At 63.3% G+C, this 5,202-nt stretch carries 5 protein-coding genes and 1 pseudogene; 1 reads left to right on the top strand and 5 read right to left on the bottom strand.

What is annotated here, in order from left to right:
- Together VN004_RS14620 and ypfJ are read right to left on the bottom strand one after the other, a co-directional pair.
- Positions 1-174: pseudogene (locus VN004_RS14620) on the bottom strand (molybdenum cofactor biosynthesis protein B); the annotation flags it as partial.
- Positions 175-257: 83 nt separating this feature from the next.
- The gene (gene ypfJ / locus VN004_RS14615) at positions 258-1,178 is read right to left on the bottom strand and encodes a KPN_02809 family neutral zinc metallopeptidase (protein ID WP_325611388.1); all 921 of its coding nucleotides are present in this window, start codon (positions 1,176-1,178) and stop codon (positions 258-260) included.
- A 236-nt stretch (positions 1,179-1,414) separates the two neighbouring features.
- Here ypfJ and VN004_RS14610 point away from each other — a divergent pair, with 236 nt between their 5' ends.
- A complete protein-coding gene (locus VN004_RS14610; protein WP_325611385.1) occupies positions 1,415-2,542 on the top strand; it encodes a site-specific DNA-methyltransferase in 1,128 nt (375 codons plus the stop codon).
- Between the two features lie 161 nt (positions 2,543-2,703).
- Here the strand turns inward: VN004_RS14610 and VN004_RS14605 are convergent, their stop codons facing one another.
- The 3 genes from VN004_RS14605 to VN004_RS14595 form a co-directional block, all read right to left on the bottom strand.
- Complete coding sequence (locus VN004_RS14605) at positions 2,704-3,942, bottom strand: PLP-dependent aminotransferase family protein (protein WP_325611383.1); 1,239 nt, start codon at positions 3,940-3,942, stop codon at positions 2,704-2,706.
- A gap of 84 nt (positions 3,943-4,026) precedes the next feature.
- The gene (locus tag VN004_RS14600; RefSeq protein ID WP_325611381.1) at positions 4,027-4,455 is read right to left on the bottom strand and encodes a DoxX family protein; all 429 of its coding nucleotides are present in this window, start codon (positions 4,453-4,455) and stop codon (positions 4,027-4,029) included.
- A gap of 73 nt (positions 4,456-4,528) precedes the next feature.
- Positions 4,529-4,879, bottom strand: a complete 351-nt coding sequence (locus VN004_RS14595) for a RidA family protein (protein ID WP_325611379.1) — start codon at positions 4,877-4,879, stop codon at positions 4,529-4,531.
- Positions 4,880-5,202: the final 323 nt, after the last annotated feature.

The raw sequence follows: 5,202 nt of genomic DNA, 5'->3' as shown, positions 1-5,202 counted from the left end.
TTTCTCGACATCGTCGGTCACGATGGCACGCGCGGCGAGCTTGTGGCCTGCGCCTTCGATCCGCTCCGCAAGCGTGCTGCCGGACTTGTCATCCGCGAGATCGCGCGTGTCTGAAACGGTGAGGACCGCGATATTGAGCGGTACGAAATTCCGGGATTCGTCGATGCCTGGCATTCTTCGGTCTCGTGTCACGACACTGCACTGCGACGAGAGCGTGAAACGCGGCATTTGTGCCGCGCTTCACGACGGGACGTGAATTACAAATTCGCCGTCCGGAAAGTGTCGCAATCCGACACCCGGCCACTTTCCAGTCCGCGTTTGAACCAGCGTACGCGCTGTTCGGACGAGCCGTGGGTGAAGGAATCCGGCACCACGCGTCCGGTGGATTGCTTCTGCAGCCGGTCGTCGCCGATCGCCGACGCGATGCCGATCGCCCCCTCGATGTCGCCCGGATCGATAAAGTCCTTCTTGCGCCGCGCGTGATTGGCCCAAACGCCGCCCAGGCAATCGGCCTGCAATTCGACGCGCACCTGGATGTTGTTGGCTTGCGCCCTGCTGCCTGCCGCCTGCTGCATCTGTTGCGCGCGGGGCAGGATGCCGAGCAGGTTCTGCACGTGATGACCGACTTCATGTGCGATCACGTAAGCCTGTGCGAATTCGCATTGCTTGCCGCTGCAGGCGCGGAATTTCTGCTCCATCTCCCGGAAGAACGCCGTGTCGAGGAAGATGCGCTTGTCGGGCGGACAATAGAACGGTCCCATCGCCGATTGCGCCATGCCGCACGCGCCGCCGGCGGTGGCGCCGGAATAAAGCCGCAGGCGTGCGGGGCGATAAGTCTGTCCGTTCGCGCGGAAGATGTCCGACCACACGTCTTCGGTCGAACCGATGACAGCGGCGACGAAGTCGCCTTGCTGATCGGCTGGCCTGCCTTGTTTCGCGGGAGGCGCCTGACGTTGCGTCTGCTGAGCGGGGCCGCCCTGGAAGATTTCCGCGCCGCCGATCAGGATTCGCGGATCGATGCCCAGAAACCAGCCGAGCAGGCCGAGAATGATGATGGTGCCGATGCCAAGGCCGCCACCACCGCCCGGGATCGGGAAGCCGCCACCACCGCCATAACCACCGCCCTGGCCGCGCACATCCTCGATGTTGTCGCTGCGGCGGAAATCATCCCAACGCATCCCATCCTCCTGATGCCGGCCCGAGTGTCGCCCATCGGCTCGCTGCCGTCCACGCTTCAGAACGCCGAATCGCACCAAAGCGTTTCGTTACCAAATGGTTGCTGTTTGGCGTAAACGCCAGCCAATGAAAGTACTTGCAATTTAAGGGGTTTTTTACCTTGGCGCGCCAGTATCGGGGCATGTCGGTTGTAGGTCCCGCGTCACCGACCGCGTCGCCAGGGTCAGAGTTCTGAGTCATGGTAGAGTCGCGTCGCGGGGCGTCCAGACGGACGCCCCGTTTGACTCATAGTCACAGTGAAGGCCCCCGCGTGCTGGTGGGCGACTGCGTCGAACAATTGGCGACGCTGCCGGCCGAGTGCGTCGACCTGGTCTTCGCCGATCCTCCTTATAATCTGCAGCTGCAGAGCGATCTGAAGCGCCCCGACGATTCCAGGGTCGATGGTGTCACCGACGACTGGGACAAGTTCAGTTCCTTCCGCGAGTACGACGACTTCACCCGGAACTGGCTGACCGCTTGCCGGCGGGTGATGAAGCCGTCGGCCACGCTGTGGGTCATCGGCTCCTATCACAACATCTTCCGTGTCGGCGCCATCCTCCAGGACCTCGGGTTCTGGATCCTGAACGACGTGGTGTGGCGCAAGTCCAACCCGATGCCGAACTTCCGCGGCCGGCGCTTCACCAACGCGCATGAAACGATGATCTGGGCCGCACGCGACCCCGGCGGCAAGGGCTATACCTTCAACTATGAGGCGTTGAAGGCAGGCAATGACGACGTGCAGGTGCGGTCCGACTGGACGCTGCCGTTATGCACCGGGGAGGAGCGGCTGAAGGGCCGCGACGGTAAAAAGCTCCATCCGACTCAGAAGCCCGAAGCGTTGCTCGCACGAGTGATTCTTGCTGCATCGCGCCCCGACGATCTCGTCCTCGATCCGTTCAGCGGTACCGGAACGACGGGTGCGGTCGCGGCGAAACTCGGCCGGCGCTTCGTCGGCGTCGAGCGCGACCCGGACTATGCGAAAGCTGCGATGAAGCGCATTGCCGCGGTCGAACCGCTGCAAGCCCCGTCCATCGCGCCCTTCATGACGGCGCGGGAAGCGCCACGCGTACCCTTCACGGCGCTGATCGAGCGAGGGCTGATCTCGCCCGGCGCGAACCTCGTCGACTCCAAGAAGCGCCACAGGGCGCTGGTGCGGGCCGACGGCGCGGTGATGCTCGGCGAAAAGGTCGGCTCGATCCATCGCATCGGTGCGCTCGCGCAGGGTCTGGAAGCCTGCAACGGCTGGACCTTCTGGCATGTCGAAATGAAGGGGCAGCTCACCCCGATCGACGCGCTTCGCGCCAGACTGCGCGAGGAGATGTTCTAAGAGGCTCGAGCGATTCCATTACGGTGGAATCGTATCGCCCATCTTGTCATGCCCCGCGGTGGCGGGGCATCCAGTAAACTTCTGAAGCTGTTGTATTTACTGGATCGCCTGCCTTCGCGGGCGATGACAGCTCAGAGCGCGGCCTCGAGATCCCCGTTTCGCTATCGCCGCTCCGCGCGCAGCTCGATATTTGCACTGCGTTCCGGCACGCCGAAGTCCTTGCGGCAGATATCGGCAAGGATCGCGATGCCTTCACGAATCTCGTCCTCGGTCGGGCTCGCAAAGCACAGCCGCATCCGGCTGCGGGCATGCGTGGCATCGGTCGACCATTCCGGTCCCGGATTGATGGCGACGCCCGCGGCGAGCGCGGACTGATAGAGCCTCATCGTATCGACCTGATCCGGCAGCTTGACCCACAGGAATATGCCGCCCGGAGGATCGTCGAATTCCGCCGCGGTGCCGAATTGCTCGTCGAGGGCCGCCATCAGCGTCTCGAGCTTCTTGCGCAAGCCCCGCCGCAGCGCCGGCACATGCGCGGCAAAATGCGGCGCGCAATATTCGGCGAGCACCATCTGCTCCAGCGCGCCGGACCCGGCATCGACCTTCAGCGCGATCATCCGCGACAGGATCGGCCAGGGCGCGACGATGAAGCCGACACGCAGAGCGGGCGCGATGGATTTCGAGAACGAGCCGATATGGATCACCCCGCCGGTGGTATCCATGGCGTAAAGCGCGGGCGGGCGCTCGCCGCTCCAGATCAGGTCGGAATAACAATCGTCCTCGAAGACCGGCACGCCATAGGAGCGGGCGAGCTCCAGGAGTTTTGTCCGGCGATCCATCGGCATGATGGTGCCGGTCGGGTTCTGCACGGTCGGAATGGTGTAGATGTATTTCGGCCGGATATTTTTCGCCCTTAGTGCGGCGAGCGTGTCGGCAAGCGAATCGATTTGCAGGCCGTCGCGATCGACCGGCACGCCGACCGCATTCACACCGGACCGCGCATAGCGGTTGAGCATGCCCTGATAGGTGTCGCGCTCGACGATCACCGTATCGCCGGGTGCGAGCAAGGCGCCGTTGATCAGATCGAAGGCCTGCAGCGAGCCGGATACGAGCAGAATGTCGTCGGCGGTGCAGCCGATTCCGGCATCGCGCTTGAGCTTGGCGGCGAGGAATTCGCGCAGCGGCCGGTAACCTTGCGGGCCATGCGCCACGCCGTAATAGGCGAGCGAGGCGCCCTCGCGCCGCAACACAGCATCGGCTGCAACGCGCAGAGCTTCAACCGGTACCTGTGCCGGATCGTTGTTGCCGCCGGTGAAATTGTAGCGCGGCGATCCCGTCCATTTTGCCGCAGGCGGAGGCGATCCGGGCGGCAGCAGCGGCGTGAAGTCGAAGTCGGCCATCCCGAAGCAATCCTCCGCAAGTTTTTTGCGGCGCGACGGTAGATGGCCGACCTTCGAGCCGCAAGGCGGGATCGATCGCGGCCTTTAGCTGCGCTTCGGTCCGTTGCCTGCGCCGCCGGTGTAGCGGGACAGGATCGACACGAGCATCAGCGCTCCGATCACCGTGATGTGCTCGGTCGCGGTGTGGAACGCCTGCGTCGCGCGCGGCTCCGGCAGCGACCAGAAATGATGGACCAGCGGAATTGTCAGCAGCGTGAAGATCGCGAGCGCGCCGGCGCCCAGCCAGGTCCAGCGGTTGATGATGATCAGCAGCGATCCGCCGAGTTGCACGATGATCGTCAGGATATTGATCAGCTCGGGATGGGGCAGGTTGAACATCGCCATTTCGGCGACGCCGCCCTTGAAATCGATCAGCTTGGCGAGGCCGCTGCCCCAGAATGCGAAGGTCAGAATGATGCGCGCGAGGACGGCGAACCAAGTCTGGTCGAGCAGTCGAATGAAGATAGCCGGCATGTTCGGAATCCGTAAAAGCGCGCGCAAGCGGTGGCTGGCCCGCGCGCTGGGTTGCTCTGTCGGGGACGTGCGGCTATCGGGCCGCCGTCACCATGATTTCCACGGTGAATTGAGGCGCAGCGAGCCGGGCCTGGACGGTGGCCCGCGCCGGCGTATTGCCCGGTGACACCCAGGTGTCCCACACAGCGTTCATCTCGGCGAAGGTGTCCATATTGGCGAGCCAGATATTGGCGGTCAGGAGCTTCGACTTGTCGGTGCCCGCCTTGGCCAGATAGCTGTCGATGGTGGCTAGGATCTCCCGGGTCTGCTCGGTGACGCTCTTGCCGGCGCTGTTCTGCGCGACGATTCCCGCGAGATAGACGGTATTGCCATGGATGACGATCTGGCTCATCCGCGGCCCGACTTCGTGACGCTCAACGGTCATGGTGCTTCCCCGTAATCATCTTGCATTGCGGCAGACTATCGCTCGCGGCGGTCTTCCTGCGGCAGCGCGCGCCGAATTGCAACAGCCGAACCAGCCTGGCCCGGCAACGCCCAGCGTGTCCGGTGCCGGATTGAAGCCCGCTTAGTCACGCTTTGTTAAAAAGCTTCGCAGACTTGCTCTGCGAGCATGTGTCCGGACAAACCGAATGCTGCTAGCATCGGTCAGGAATCAACGGCAATGGAGGCGGCCATGCCAGTAGCTTTTTCAGTTGACCCTGAGACCCTGCGCAAGTTCAAGCTGTGGTTCAAGATCTATGGCGTGAT

Origin of the sequence: Pseudorhodoplanes sp. (genome assembly GCF_035565855.1) — a bacterium.
GTDB lineage: Bacteria > Pseudomonadota > Alphaproteobacteria > Rhizobiales > Xanthobacteraceae > Pseudorhodoplanes.
Note: the sequence above shows the minus strand (reverse complement) of the source record. Positions and strands in the feature narration are given on the sequence as shown.